General features: G+C 34.0%; 11 protein-coding genes. 7 read left to right on the top strand and 4 right to left on the bottom strand.

What is annotated here, in order from left to right; genetic code table 11:
• The first annotated feature begins 3 nt into the window (after window positions 1-3).
• From Q0783_RS02805 to Q0783_RS02785, 5 genes are all read left to right on the top strand, one after another.
• Window positions 4-936 (top strand): tryptophan 2,3-dioxygenase family protein, encoded by a 933-nt coding sequence (locus Q0783_RS02805; protein WP_298893137.1) that lies wholly within the window; start codon window positions 4-6, stop codon window positions 934-936.
• Window positions 937-949: 13 nt separating this feature from the next.
• Window positions 950-2,239, top strand: a complete 1,290-nt coding sequence (locus Q0783_RS02800; RefSeq protein ID WP_298893135.1) for a M23 family metallopeptidase — start codon at window positions 950-952, stop codon at window positions 2,237-2,239.
• Window positions 2,239-3,885 (top strand): glucose-6-phosphate isomerase, encoded by a 1,647-nt coding sequence (gene pgi / locus Q0783_RS02795; protein ID WP_298893133.1) that lies wholly within the window; start codon window positions 2,239-2,241, stop codon window positions 3,883-3,885. The genes Q0783_RS02800 and pgi overlap by 1 nt, the downstream gene beginning before the upstream one ends.
• A gap of 162 nt (window positions 3,886-4,047) precedes the next feature.
• Complete coding sequence (locus Q0783_RS02790) at window positions 4,048-6,621, top strand: carboxypeptidase-like regulatory domain-containing protein (protein ID WP_298893131.1); 2,574 nt, start codon at window positions 4,048-4,050, stop codon at window positions 6,619-6,621.
• A 12-nt stretch (window positions 6,622-6,633) separates the two neighbouring features.
• Window positions 6,634-8,325: a choice-of-anchor J domain-containing protein gene (locus Q0783_RS02785; RefSeq protein WP_298893130.1), complete on the top strand. Its 1,692-nt coding sequence runs from the start codon at window positions 6,634-6,636 to the stop codon at window positions 8,323-8,325.
• A 68-nt stretch (window positions 8,326-8,393) separates the two neighbouring features.
• Here Q0783_RS02785 and gldD read toward each other — a convergent pair whose 3' ends face one another.
• The 4 genes from gldD to mutY all read right to left on the bottom strand — a co-directional run bounded on the left by gldD (window position 8,394) and on the right by mutY (window position 11,900).
• Complete coding sequence (gene gldD / locus Q0783_RS02780; protein ID WP_298893128.1) at window positions 8,394-8,975, bottom strand: gliding motility lipoprotein GldD; 582 nt, start codon at window positions 8,973-8,975, stop codon at window positions 8,394-8,396.
• Window positions 8,976-8,990: 15 nt separating this feature from the next.
• Window positions 8,991-10,298, bottom strand: coding sequence for a gliding motility-associated protein GldE (locus Q0783_RS02775; protein ID WP_298893126.1), 1,308 nt, complete (start codon window positions 10,296-10,298; stop codon window positions 8,991-8,993).
• A gap of 25 nt (window positions 10,299-10,323) precedes the next feature.
• Window positions 10,324-10,776 (bottom strand): single-stranded DNA-binding protein, encoded by a 453-nt coding sequence (gene ssb / locus Q0783_RS02770; protein WP_298893123.1) that lies wholly within the window; start codon window positions 10,774-10,776, stop codon window positions 10,324-10,326.
• An 83-nt stretch (window positions 10,777-10,859) separates the two neighbouring features.
• The gene (mutY, locus tag Q0783_RS02765) at window positions 10,860-11,900 is read right to left on the bottom strand and encodes an A/G-specific adenine glycosylase (RefSeq protein ID WP_298893121.1); all 1,041 of its coding nucleotides are present in this window, start codon (window positions 11,898-11,900) and stop codon (window positions 10,860-10,862) included.
• Window positions 11,901-12,034: 134 nt separating this feature from the next.
• Between mutY and Q0783_RS02760 the strand changes: the two genes are divergently transcribed.
• On the top strand, window positions 12,035-12,325 hold the full coding sequence (locus tag Q0783_RS02760) for an HU family DNA-binding protein (protein WP_028870804.1): 291 nt from the start codon (window positions 12,035-12,037) through the stop codon (window positions 12,323-12,325).
• Between the two features lie 315 nt (window positions 12,326-12,640).
• The gene (locus Q0783_RS02755; RefSeq protein ID WP_298893097.1) at window positions 12,641-14,185 is read left to right on the top strand and encodes a ribonuclease E/G; all 1,545 of its coding nucleotides are present in this window, start codon (window positions 12,641-12,643) and stop codon (window positions 14,183-14,185) included.
• The last annotated feature ends 58 nt before the right edge of the window (window positions 14,186-14,243 follow it).

Below are 14,243 nucleotides of genomic sequence, written 5' to 3'. Positions count from 1 at the left end.
AACATGGATGACACACAACATTTTGACGATATCATAAAACAGCTTCAAGAGAAGTATACTAAAATAGATCAAGATACAGACGATCACCTTTACGGCTTGCTTTATAGCAAGCCTATTACATATTGGGACTATATACAAACAGATGCCCTTTTGAACCTTCAAATACAGCGAACAACACTTCCTGATGAGATGGTTTTTATTGCTTACCATCAAATCAATGAATTGATCTTTAAAATGATCCTTTGGGAAATTCAACAGGTTGCAGAAAAAGAAAACCTTAATGTTGAATTTTTTGAAAATAAAATTATGCGTGTTAGTCGCTATTTTGATATGCTAACTACATCCTTCAATATCATGCGTGAAGGTATGGAAATTGAGCAATACATGAAATTTCGATATACGCTTACGCCAGCGAGCGGATTTCAAAGTGCACAGTATCGAATGATTGAGTTTGCTTCAACAGAATTAATAAACTTGATTGATTACAGATTTAGGAAAACCATAGATCGTAATACACCTTTTGAACATGCCTTTGAACACCTGTATTGGCAAGCAGCAGGGAAAGATTATAAAACAGGTAAAAAATCAACACTCTTAGTTAATTTTGAAAAACGATACAAAGGTGATTTCATTCGTTTTATGCAAACCTATAACACTAAAAATCTATGGTCTCGTTTTAAAGAACTTCCAAAAGAAGATCAACAGGACGCAGATTTAGTCAAGGCTATGAGGCATTTTGATTACACTGTAAATATTACCTGGGTTATGGCACATTATAATGCTGCAAAACACTATATAGAAAGTGGAACAGGAGATGGTGAAGCCACGGGTGGAAGTGACTGGAAAAAATATATGCACCCAAAATACCAAAAGCGTATTTTTTTTCCTGAACTTTGGAGCGAAAAAGAATTAGAAAACTGGGGAGAAAACATATAATACCATTAGCTTAATGCAACCAAAACAATTATTAATAGCACTTTTTATTTGTATTGGTTTTTTTTCATGTAAAGAAGACGAGAAAAAACCAGAGTTAGATCAATTACAAACTTATGTAGAGCCTGAACCTTTAAAAGAGTTTGGTTTAGTGCTCGACAATTACATCGTTAAAAGAGATACGATCAAAAAAGGGGATAGTTTTGGCGAAATCTTAGAGCGTAATCATATTGGTTACCCAAGAATCTTCAATATTGCTGAAAAAATTAAGGATTCATTTGATATAGGAAAATTAAAAATAGGTAAGCCTTATACACTCTTTTGTGCTAAAGATTCGCTTCAAACACCAGAGTGCTTTATATACCAGCCCAATAGTATTGATTACGTAGTCATTAAAATGACAGACTCTGTAGTTGCTTATAAAGGCAAAAAACCCATTACAATTGTACAAAAAGAGGCCTCTGGAGTTGTGATGAATAACTTGTCTGAAACAATGGAAGCTCAAGGGTTGCCATATCAATTAATAAATGATATGAGTGATATATATGCTTGGACTATTGATTTCTTTAGACTTCAAAAAGGAGATCGTTTTAAAATAGTGTATAATCAACGCTTTATTGAAGACACCATTTATGCAGGTATAGAAAGTATTGATGCCGCCTATTTTGAGCATAAGAGTGAGCCATTTTATGCATTTAATTTTCAGGTGGATAGTATGAAACAAATTTCAGATTATTTTGATGAAAATACAAAGAGTTTAAGACGAACATTTTTAAAAGCTCCTGTGCAGTTTAGTCGAATCTCCTCACGTTATAACCTAAATCGTCGCATCAAATACTATGGTTATAAATTACGACCACATCGAGGTACCGATTTTGCGGCTCCAATAGGAACTCCTATTCTAGCCACTGCAAATGGAACCGTAACCGAATCTACAAGACGTGGTGGAAATGGTAAATTCGTTAAGATCAAACATAATGGAACTTACAGCACACAATACTTACATATGAAAGCACAAAATGTTAGAAAAGGTGATTTTGTAAAACAAGGTGATGTGATTGGATGGGTTGGTATGACAGGTAATACAGGTGGACCTCACGTGTGTTATCGATTTTGGAAAAATGGAAAACAAGTCGATCCTTTTAGAGAGAAATTGCCTGCAGCAGAATCTATTCCAGATTCTCTTAAGGCAAATTATACCGAATTTATCAAACCTTTAAAATCTCAGTTGGACAATATACAGTTTGAAGATAATAAAATTGAATTACCAACCGAAGACGAAGTACTAACGTCGAAAATACAATAATGGCATTACAAACAGTCAACCCTACCACAACAGTCGCTTGGAGTAAGCTAAGTGCACATTTCAAAACCATAGAAAATACACATCTTAAAGCCTTATTTGCTAAACATCATAATCGTGCACATGATATGACCGTGAGTTGGGAAGATTTTTTTGTTGATTATTCTAAACATCGTGTGTCCAAAGAAACGATAAGCTTGTTACTGGAGCTAGCCAATGAAGTTGGATTGAAGGATGCCATGCAGAAATATTTTGGAGGAGATGTAATCAATCAAACTGAAGGACGTGAAGTCTTACATACAGCTTTGAGAGCACCTGAAAGTGCTCAGGTTTTTGTAAATGGTGAAAATGTTATCCCTGAAATTTTTGAGGTTAAACAAAAAATAAAAACCTTCTCAAATCAAATAATTAATGGTGACCTTAAAAGTTATTCCAACAAACCATTTACAGATGTTGTCAATATCGGTATAGGTGGATCTGATTTGGGACCAGCTATGGTTGTCGATTCATTATCGTATTATAAAAACCATCTTAACACTCATTTTGTGAGTAATGTTGATGGTGATCATGTCAATGAAATCATTAAAAAATTAAATCCAGAAACCACACTATTTGTAATTGTTTCTAAAACATTTACGACACAAGAAACATTATCTAATGCCAATACAATTAGAGAATGGTTTTTAAAGGAATCGCCTCAAGATGCTGTGTCTAAACATTTTGTTGCAGTATCTACCAATATTGAAAAAGTAAAAGCCTTTGGTATTGATGAAAACAATATATTCCCAATGTGGAATTGGGTAGGGGGTCGTTTTTCGTTGTGGAGCGCCGTTGGATTGTCTATAAGTCTAGCTGTAGGCTATGATAACTTTGATCAATTACTTCTTGGCGCACATAAAATGGACACACATTTTAAAACGGAAACGTTTGATAAAAACATTCCAGTCATTACAGCGCTTTTAAGTGTGTGGTATAATAACTTTTTCAATGCTGAAAGTGAAGCAGTAATTCCGTATTCGCAGTATTTGAATCAATTTGCTACCTATCTTCAGCAGGGTATTATGGAAAGTAACGGTAAAAGCGTTGATCGAAATGGTGATGCGATAGATTATCAAACAGGAACCATAATATGGGGTGAGCCAGGAACTAATTCTCAACATGCGTTTTTTCAACTAATACATCAAGGAACAAAATTAATTCCGGCAGAGTTTATAGGTTTTGCCAAATCATTGCATGGAAATCAAGATCACCAAGACAAACTAATGTCTAACTTCTTTGCTCAAACTGAAGCCTTGATGAATGGTAAGTCTAAAGATGTTGTAGAAGAAGAATTACAATCTCAAGGGCTTTCCGAAGAAAAAATGAAAGAGTTGATACCTTTTAAAATATTTGAAGGTAACAAACCAACCACTACTATTCTCATAGAAAAGTTAACACCTCAAAGCCTTGGAAAATTAATTGCCATGTATGAACATAAAATATTTGTTCAAGGAATTATATGGAATATTTTCAGCTACGATCAATTTGGTGTTGAACTTGGAAAGCAGCTCGCAAATACAATTTTAACAGAACTTCAAAGTGCGAATGTTATTAACAATCATGACGAATCTACTCAAAACCTCATTAAACACTACCAAGATATAAGATAGAGTTGTTAAATACTTGTTGACTTAGTGTAAGCTAAATGTTAAATTTTTAAGAAATTTTAAGTAATTTTAACAGTTAAAAATTCTTAACATTTTGGTAATACAGTATGTTCCTATTGAACGTACTTTTGCCGCAAATTTAAAACTCTAAATAATTCTTAAACAATGAAAAAAATTTCAAAATGTTTATTGGTATTTGTAGCTTTATTGTGCACTACAATTGCTTTTTCACAAAGCACAATTACAGGTAAGTTAGTCGGTTCAGATATGAACGAACCATTACCTGGAGCAAATATCATTGAAAAGGGGACGTCTAATGGTACTAATACCGATTTTGATGGAAATTTCACCCTTAAAACTCAAGCTTCATCGGGAGAATTAGTAATTACGTTTGTTGGTTACAACTCGCAAACAATTGCTTTCTCTGGAGATATGGATCTTGGAACAATTACTCTTGTCTCAAGTGAAGTAGGCTTACAAGAGGTGCAAATTATTGCGTCTGTAGCAGTAGACAGAAAAACGCCTGTTGCCGTGTCAACAGTTAGAGCTGCAGATATCCAATTAAAATTAGGAACTCAAGAATTTCCTGAAGTCTTAAAATCTACACCTGGTGTATATGCTACAAAAGCTGGTGGTGGTTTTGGAGATGGTCGTATTAACTTACGTGGATTTAACTCTGAGAATGTTGCTGTAATGATTAACGGTGTGCCAGTAAACGATATGGAAAATGGTCGTGTTTTCTGGAGTAACTGGGCAGGATTAGGTGATGTGACGAGTTCAATGCAAGTACAAAGAGGTCTTGGTGCTGCTAGAGTTGCTGTACCTTCAGTTGGTGGTACTATCAATATCTTAACTAAAACAACCGATGCTGAAGCTGGTGGAAACATCATGACAACACTTGGTAATGACGGGTATAGAAAATTTGGAATAACGTATTCTACAGGTCTAATGGAAAATGGTTTTGCTGCTACAGTTTCAGCTGCTAAGACTGATGGAGATGGTTATGTGCAAGGAACACCTTTTAATGCTGTTTCTTATTTTGTTAACGTATCTAAAGAGATCAACGATCAACATAAGTTATCGTTTACGGCTTTTGGTGCAAAACAACGTCACGGTCAAAGACAAAACAGACATTTAATTGACACGTATAGACAAAGTGAAGACGGAATTAAATACAACTCAGATTGGGGCTTTAAGAATGGTCAGCTAACGTCTATAGAAGATAACTTTTATCACAAACCTCAAATCTCTTTAAACCACTATTGGGATCTTAATGATAAAACTAGCATCTCGACAGCTGCCTACGCATCTTTTGGTACTGGTGGTGGAGGTGGAACTCTAGGTAGTGATGCTGACGCTCCAGGATTTGAAAATGATGGAAGATTTAAATTTACAAGTGCAGATTATCGTATTGGAGAATTTGGTCCTTTAGATTTTGATCGTATCGTTGATGAAAATATTGCAAATGGAGCTAACGGTTCTAATGCTGCTTTAAGAGCTTCTCGTAACGACCACAATTGGTATGGAATTTTATCTACATTGAAATCAGATTTAACTGATGACTTAGTGCTTTTAGCCGGATTAGACTGGAGAAGTTATACAGGAAAACACTTTAGAGAAGTTACCGATCTATTAGGAGGTCAATTTATAATTAATGAGGATAACGTTAATAATCCAACAGGTATCGCAAGAGTAGGTGATAAAGTAGCTTATAATAACGATGGAATAGTAGGTTGGTTAGGTGCATTTGCTCAGTTAGAATATGATGTAAATGAAAATTTCAATACATTCATATCATTAAACGCATCGAACACATCTTACAAGAGAAAAGATTACTTTAATTACTTAAACGGAGATCCTCTACAAGAAACAGATCGTTTCAACTTTTTTGGTTATGGAGCAAAAGGTGGTGCTAACTATCGTATCGATATGAACCATAATGTATTTGTAAACATAGGATACTTTGAAAAAGCAGCTGATTTTGACGCAGTTTTCCCTAACTTTAACAATGATGAGATTAATAAAAATGCCGAAAATCAAAAAATCACAAGTTATGAAATAGGTTATGGTTTTAGAGGCGAACGTTTGTCTGCTAATGTTAACTTATATAGAACTGCTTGGAGAGATAGAACAGAAACATTGTCTTTCCAATTAAGTGAAGACGAAACAGGATTTGCTAACATTTTAGGTGTAAATGCAATTCACCAAGGTATTGAAATTGACTTTGTATACAAAGCAACGGATAAATTAGACATCACAGGTATGGCATCTCTTGGAGATTGGAGATGGGAAGAAGATGTTACAGGAGTTAACATTTTAAATGAAGAGCAAGAAGTAGTAGATACAGTAAATTTATTTATTGAAGATACACCTGTAGGTGATGCTGCTCAAACTACAATGGCATTAGGTGTTAATTATAGATTTGGAATAAATACGAGATTATCTATAGATTATAACTATTTTGATCGTTTGTATGCAGATTTTGATCCAAGTGATAGAGGAACACAAGGTGCTCCAGATCCATGGGAAGTACCTTCTTATGGTGTATTTGATGCTGCTATTACTCACGGTTTCTCGTTTGGAGAGTTTGATGCGTCTCTTGTAGCTAGAATAAATAATATATTTAATACAGAATATATAGCAGATGCTTTAGATGGCTCAGGTTCAAATGCTGAAACAGCTTTAGTTTACTATGGTTTTGGTAGAACATTTAGTGTAGGAGCACAACTTAAATTTTAAAAAAACAAAACAATGAAAAGAATAGTTTATGTATTAGCCTTTATAGGCGCAATCTTTACAGGGTGTAATCCTGTAGAAGATATTAATAATGATCTCGCTAATCAAGATAATCCGATAATCGGAAATGATGCATTTACATTGTCGTCAGATGATTATGCTGCTCTTGTAGAACAAGGAGAAGATGAAGAACCAGATTACTATGAAACATTTGAAGCGTTTGCTGATTTAGAAGATGCAAAAGTGATTTTACCTCCGTTTTTAGCAGATAGATACCCATTTTGGGGTACTGGTTCATCGGTAACTGTGAGTTTTAATTTAAATGATGGAAACCCAGAAGATGTTAGTGCTTTTGTAAATGCCGACGTTTATAATCTTGGGAATACTGATTACCCAACGAGTAACAGTAATGCGTTTTTACCTGGTGAAGATGTTGAAGTTGCTTTAGAAGGTGTTTTGGCTTCAGAATTTGCAACTCCTGCAGAAGGACAAGTTGTAAGATTATCATACAATGAATTTACTGGACAACCAGAAGTTGGTTTAGCAAGTGTTTATGGTGCTGCATTTCCAACAAACTTTGGTGATTTTGAACTTATAGAGGTTCTAGATGATGGATTAGAAGGAATGGATGATAACTTAGGGTGGAGAGACCAACCTTCTTATGCAGAAGGATCTGGATTTTCAGGTGGAGCCAATGCTACAGAAGAGTGGCTTATTTCTCCTGAGGTAGATTTATCTGGAATTTCAGGTTTATCTTTTCAAATTACCCAAGAAATAGATTTCTTAGGTGATATCGCATTATTTGATATATTAGTATCTACAGATTATACTACAGGTGGAGATCCTATGGCTGCAGCATGGACAGCAATAGCTTTTGATAAAACAATTTTTGGAGATATGACAACTTCAGAAGATTTTGATTTTACAGCATACGATGGACAAACTGTACATGTTGCTTTAAAATATAGCTCTACAGATTCTGATTCGCCAAGATGGAGAGTTCAAGATTTTGCTGTTAGAACAACAGGTTTCTCTGGAGATACTGAAACTAAAAATGCATACTACAGGTATTCAGAAGGAGAGTGGGATGATGTCGGCGGAGTTTACTATTTAACTACTGCAGATTATGATTCTATGGGTGAAAATTCTGGGCAACCAGGAGCTTTCAATAATTTTAGTGGTTCTGTTTTACCTAGCAACTATTTACCACAATGGTTAGGTATTAACTACCCATTTGCACAAGAAGAAGATGAATTATTCATCATCTACAGATTCTTTGGTGGAAGTGGAATAGGAACAGTAACTAAAGGAAACTTATACACGTTTAATGGTGGAAGCTGGTCACCAAGCATCTCGTCTTTACAGTTTGGTCTTGAGAATGGTGTTTGGATTCCAGACAATACTATTAGATATACCTTAACAGGTAGTGACTATACATTAGTTGCTTCAGAATTAATAGCTGTTGAAGGATTTGAAGCAGCAGCAGAAAACTTAGATAATTTTGGTAACTTTAATAGAACTGGAGGAAGTACTAACTGGACTGATGAAATGATCGTTACTGCTTTAAATATTGTACTAGATAATTTAAACCCTTCTGCAGAAGAAGGACAAAAATATGTTGTTACTGTTGCAACTTGGGCACCTGGTAATTCAACTGAAGAATTCTCGATGATTAAAAGTAGTGGTGAATGGGTTATTAACGAATAATCGATTTAGTATCTATCTAATACATAAAAAAAAGCCTATCAATTTTGATAGGCTTTTTTTTATGTTTTTCATTCCTTCCATTCTATGGATTCCATAATGCGTTTAATGTCATTTTTTAAATACACAGCAGCAGGATAAATAGAATCGTAATTAGGTTCAGTATAAAAGTACAAAGAACCACTTAAAAAGTGATTAATACTATCTGTGACATAAAATTGAGATTGTGAAGCAGCATTTCCTCCAACTTCATAAAACATTCCAAATACGCTTTGCTCTGGGTTTTCATAAATAATACTTTCTATCTCATCGGCCTTTATAGTATGTTTCTGCGTTAGCGTTTGCGCATCTCTTAATAACGTATCCAGATTAGTAGCGTTAACCTTTTTATAGGTAAGATAGATAGTGCCTTTCATAGATGGATAGTTAATATCTACACCATAAAAGTTATTGATACCGTCTAACTTAATATTAGAAATTTTGTCGGCGTTGATATTCTTTTCAAAGGTAAAAGGTAAACGCACATCCACTTTTGAATACTCTGGTTTTTTATAGTCCAGTCTTAACATGGCTTTAGGTTTTGGTAGCGGATCATTTCCGCAAGAAAAACAAACTGCAGCTAGTAATGGAATACATAATTTTTTAATAATCATAAATAATATACAAGTTTAGTCTAAGATAGTAAACTTGATTTGTTTGATTCGTTTATTGTCAATAGCTTCAATAGTAAAAACGTAGTTTTTAAAATTTATTTTATTTCGTGGTCTAGGAAATACTCCAGAAATCTCTAAAACAAACCCTGCGATAGTTTCAGCTTCACCCTTGTTCTCTTCAAAGTCGGCCTCGTCTTTAACCTTGACTATTCGATAAAAATCTTTTAAAGTGGTTTTTCCTTCAAACGAATAATTTTGATCATCAATTTTTGTGTAGATGACATCATCATCGTCAAATTCATCACTTATATCTCCTACAATCTCTTCGATAACATCCTCTAAAGACACTACACCTGAGGTGCCACCATACTCATCTACTACTACTGCTAGATGCACTTTCTTCTCTTGAAACTCAACCATTAAGTCATCAAGTTTTTTGTTTTCAGGAACAAAGAATGGTTCGCGAAGTAAGGTGGTCCAATCAAATTGTTTGCGTTCAATATGTGGTAATAGATCTTTGATATATAAAATACCTGTAACATTGTCTATACTGTCTTTGTATACTGGAATTCTAGAATAGCCATTTTTGATGACCTCAGGAATAATTTCATCATACTTCAAGTCTTCGTTTAGAGCAAAAATATCCATTCTCGGTCGCATGACTTGTTTTGTATCAGTATTTCCAAAGGATACAATACCTTCTAATATTTTTTGCTCTTCATCTGTTGTGTCTCCCTCAGATGTTAATTCTAAAGCTTGAGACAGTTGATCAACACTTAGATTTGATTTTTGTTTCCCTAGTTTTTTATGAATGGATAAGGTTAAATGGCGCATTGGTAAACTGATTGGAGAAAAAATAACATCCAAAAACTTTAACGGGATTGCCATAAATGTCGAAAACTTAACACGATTTCTACTCGCATAAATTTTAGGGACAATTTCACCAAATAATAATATCAAAAAGGTGATAACAACAACTTCCAATAGAAATCGAACCCAAGTAATCTCTATATCTTTAAACAATGTTTCACCTAGATAGGCAAACAGAATTACAATGCCAATATTGATAAAGTTATTGGCAACTAGTATTGTTGCTAAAAGTTTTTTAGGCCGCTCTAATAATTTTGAAATAATAGTAAACTTTCTAGGGTTTTCTTCTAGACCTGTATCTATATCAGATTTTGTTAGCGAAAAAAAGGCTACTTCAGCACCCGAAATCAATGCAGAACACAGTAGTAAAATAAAAAGTAATATAAGCCCAGAAACGAGCGATACGTTTACTGTAAGCATTGTCATTATTAAACTCGAGGGTTCAGGATCCAAAGTAAATAATTTAAGTTTGATTTATTTAAAACGGAAGATCATCATTATCTTCGGCTATAGGTTCGGAAACAGATGTATTAGATGGTTGTTGGGTAGCTTGCTGAGGGTTAGAAGCTGGTGTTACTCCACCTTGATTTTCATTCTTAGTTGATAGGAACGTGAAATCGGTGCATTGAATTTCGGTCGAATAACGATCTGCACCTTTGTCATCTTGCCATTTTCTTGTTTTTAAACGCCCTTCAATATAGACTTTGTCACCTTTTGAGAGGTATTTTTCACAAATTTCAGCAGCTTTATTACGAACCACAATGTTATGCCATTCGGTATTTGTAACGCGTTCATTAGTTTGTTTGTTCGTGTAGGTTTCGTTTGTTGCTAATGGAAAACGACCAACGCAATTACCACCATCAAAATAATGCATCTTTACTTCATCGCCCAAATGCCCTATAAGCATTACTTTATTTAATGTTCCTGACATAGTTTCTATTGTTTAAGACTACAAAATTAATCATTTTAAAGTCTGATTATTAAAAGTATGAAAAATTTATGAGTTCTCTAAAATCAGAAATCGAACCTGTCTATAAAATTGCTAATTAATATTGAGGTGGGATAGGTTTTTAATTCTGAAATTGATATGCCCTTTTTAGGAAGCTTCTTAACTTCGATAATCCAGAATTTGGTATATAAATGTTGATGTGATAATTTGTGAACGAGCTCATTTGTATTATATAGGCTGTATGTGAACTTCGAACCGTTAAAAAGAGATTTAATACCTGGATTACTTTCAAATACTTCGGAAGTTAATGCACTTTTAGTTTCAACAAGAGGAAATTGATATAAATTTTGCCAAATGCCTTTAGATGTTCTTTTTTCAAAAATTATGTTGTTGTCTTCAGATATAATGACCAAAAAGTTGAAGTGCTTTTTTGTCACTTTTGTTTTCTTAAGTTTAACAGGAAGCTCATCTACTTTTCCTTTTTGAATCGCAATACAACTAGTGTTGAGCGGACAAACGATACAGTATGGACTTTTAGGTTTGCACTGCGTAGCGCCAAACTCCATAACGGCTTGGTTATAATCTCCAGGATGTTTACTATCAATTAAGCTCGTCGCTAGTTTTTTAAATTCTTTGATACCTTTTGTCGAGTTGATTGGTGTATCAATACCAAAATAGCGCGACAATACTCTATATACATTACCATCAACAACTGCGTGAGGTTCATTAAAACAGATCGAAGCGATGGCGCTAGCTGTATAATCGCCTACACCTTTGAGTTTTACTATTTCAGTATAGGTATTTGGAAATTCTCCGCCTAATACATTAGCAATGTATTTTGCAGAGGTGTGCAAATTTCTAGCTCTAGAATAATAGCCTAAGCCTTGCCAAAGCTTTAAAACGTCCTGTTCATTGGCATTTGCAAGGTCAAAAACAGATGGGAAACGGTTAACAAAAGCTTCATAATACGGTAATCCTTGTGTAATCTGTGTTTGTTGCATGATTATTTCAGACAACCAAATGTGATACGGATTTTTAGTTGTTCTCCATGGTAGACTTCTCTTATTGACTGAGTACCAATGTGTTAAAATTTCGGTAAAATTCATTTAAAAGGCTTAATTTTTACAAAAATAAATCTTTACAAGGTTAAATTTTAATTAATTACGCTTGAAATATTGAAATTAAATTACCTATATTTGCATCCCTTATAATTAATAGATAACCCTAAAAATTAATAACAATGACAAAAGCTGATATAGTAGCGAAAATTTCTGACAAACTAGGAATTGAAAAAGGAGATGTACAAGCAACAGTAGAAACATTCATGGAAGAAGTTAAATCATCTTTAGAAGGTGGAGATAACGTATACCTAAGAGGTTTCGGAAGTTTTATCGTAAAAACTAGAGCAGAAAAAACTGGTCGTAACATTTCAAAAAACACAACAATAAAAATACCTGCTCACAACATACCTGCATTTAAACCTGCTAAAGTATTTGTTGAAGGTGTTAAGACTAACGTTGAAGTAAACTAAAACATTAAAACAAATATTAATTTAAAAAAGACTTATTTATGCCAAGTGGTAAAAAAAGAAAAAGACACAAGGTAGCGACGCATAAGCGTAAAAAACGTAGACGCGCTAATCGTCACAAAAAGAAATAAATTAAGAAAAGTAGTTTTTTAACTACTTTTCTTAATTTAAAAAACAACGTTCTTTGATATAAAATTTATGAGTTTTATTACGATTTACCATCGTAATACATGAATTTGCTGGATTAAATATCCTGTGTCAAAATAAAATAACATCCATCTATCTCGAAATGAATCGGGATGGATTAAAATGAACAACATGGAAAAAGAATTGATTATAAGATCGAGTTCTGATATTGTTGATTTTGCCTTATTAAAAGATGGAAAACTTATCGAGTTACACAAAGATGAAGATGATAACAACTTCTCGGTTGGTGATATATTTATTGCCAAAATACGAAAAGCTGTTCCTGGTCTAAACGCTGCATTTGTAAATGTAGGTTATGAAAAGGATGCGTTTTTGCATTATCATGATTTAGGACCAAAATTACCTTCTCTTTTAAAATTCGTTAAACGTGTAAGCACAGGTAGACATACCGATTTTTTACTGAAAAATTTTCAGTTTGAGAAAGATATTGATAAAAACGGCAGTATTGCCAATGTTTTAAAATCAAATCAATCTCTATTAGTACAAATTGTAAAAGAACCAATTTCAACCAAAGGCCCTCGTATTAGTAGCGAGTTGTCTATTGCTGGTCGTTATATTGTCTTAGTACCATTTTCTGATCGTATTTCAATTTCACAAAAAATTGAATCGAAAGAAGAGAAAGATCGCTTAAAACGATTGGTCAAGAGTATTACGCCTAAAGGGTTTGGTGTTATCATTCGTACAGTCGCAGAAGGCAAGAAAGTTGCCGAACTCGACAAAGATTTACAGAACTTGCTGAATAGATGGACAGCAATGTGTAAAAAATTAAATAAAGCGCATCATCCTAGTAAGGTTTTGAGTGAAATGAACAAAGCATCTTCTATTTTAAGAGATATTTTTGATGATTCATTCTCGAGCATTACAGTAGATGACGAAGTGCTTTATGGACAGATTAAAGATTACGTGCAAGAGATTGCACCTGCTAAAGAATCCATAGTAAAGATGTATAAAAATGGCGTGCCACTATATGAAAAGTATGGTATAGAACGTCAAATTAAAACCTCTTTCGGTCGCACAGTGTCGATGGCAAAAGGCGCTTATTTGGTAATAGAACATACCGAAGCGATGCATGTGATTGATGTGAATAGCGGAAACAGATCTAACAAAGAAAAAAATCAAGAAGACACTGCTCTGGAAGTCAATTTAATTTCTGCTTCAGAAATTGCTCGTCAGTTACGTTTACGTGATATGGGAGGCATTATCGTTGTCGATTTTATTGATATGGGAAGAGCAGAGAATCGAAAAAAATTGTACAATCATCTTCGTGACGAAATGAAAGATGATAAGGCAAAACATAAGATTTTGCCACCTAGTAAGTTTGGTTTGATACAAATTACCAGACAGCGTGTTCGCCCAGAACGCAATATTAAAACAAAAGAAGAAAACCCTAACGGAGCAGTAGGAGGAGAAATTGAAGCACCAATAATTGTGATTCAAAAGATTACCCAAGACCTCGAAAGGCTTTTCAAAAAAGACTATAAGAAGATTACGCTTAATGCGCATCCATTTATAGCAGCCTTTTTAACCAAAGGGTTTCCATCAGTACGTTCTAAATGGTTTTTAGAACATAAAAAATGGGTAAAAGTTTTACCTAGAGATGCTTACACATATCTTGAATATCATTTTTATGACAAAAATGGTAAGGAAATCAAATAATATCTAAAAAACCCCTTTTCACTTATGTGGAAAGGGGTTTTTGTTTATTTAAAACTAG

This window comes from uncultured Psychroserpens sp. (genome assembly GCF_947500255.1).
Lineage (GTDB): Bacteria > Bacteroidota > Bacteroidia > Flavobacteriales > Flavobacteriaceae > Psychroserpens.
This window is presented reverse-complemented; position numbering and strand designations above follow the sequence as displayed.